We start from the raw sequence: 607 nt of genomic DNA, 5'->3' as shown, positions 1-607 counted from the left end.
AGGGTGTATTGACTCCCTTCGATTCGTCCGACGTGGTGGGCTTGCGGGGTCGGCCCCGAGGGCGGAGGCTGGATTCCAGGCCGAGCAGGGCGGCGGTTTGGAGGGTCCAGGTCTCGCCTCCGTAGGGGCGGTCGCGACGGAGCGACAGGCGGATGGCGGCCATCTCGGACTCGGTCATCGGGGTGTTGACGAAGTTGGTCCAGTCGACGCCTCGCGGCGCTGGGCCGGAGTCCAGGGGAGGGCCGTCGGCGATGGGGTGGAGGCTCGACCAGGGCCAGCCTTCGGCCCGTTCGGCGAGACCGGCCCGCAGCGCGTTCCGCTCGACGTAGCGGATCACCTTCAGCAGGTGCTCGTCCTCCTGGATCGCGAACGCCTTGAATCGCCCCTGCCAGACGTGGCCGCTGCTGTGGTAATGCCGCAGGTATCGCCTCACATGCGAGGTCATCAGCCAGTGCATCCAGCGCGACAGGTCGCCGTCCTCGCGGGGCCAGAGTACCAGGTGGAAGTGGTTGGGCATCAGGCAATACGCCACGACCCGCATCGGCAGCCGGACCACGGCCTCGGCCGCGAGCACCAGGAACGCCTGATAATCGGCCGGCTTGTGAAA

The 607-nt window shown here is 68.2% G+C and carries 1 protein-coding gene; it reads right to left on the bottom strand.

Annotation, left to right across the window (positions count from 1 at the left end):
• Positions 1–607 (bottom strand): transposase (locus G5C50_RS32140; RefSeq protein WP_165076183.1); only part of this gene is annotated, 607 nt, incomplete at both ends.

It is taken from the genome of Paludisphaera rhizosphaerae (assembly GCF_011065895.1).
Lineage (GTDB): Bacteria > Planctomycetota > Planctomycetia > Isosphaerales > Isosphaeraceae > Paludisphaera > Paludisphaera rhizosphaerae.
Note: the sequence above shows the minus strand (reverse complement) of the source record. Positions and strands in the feature narration are given on the sequence as shown.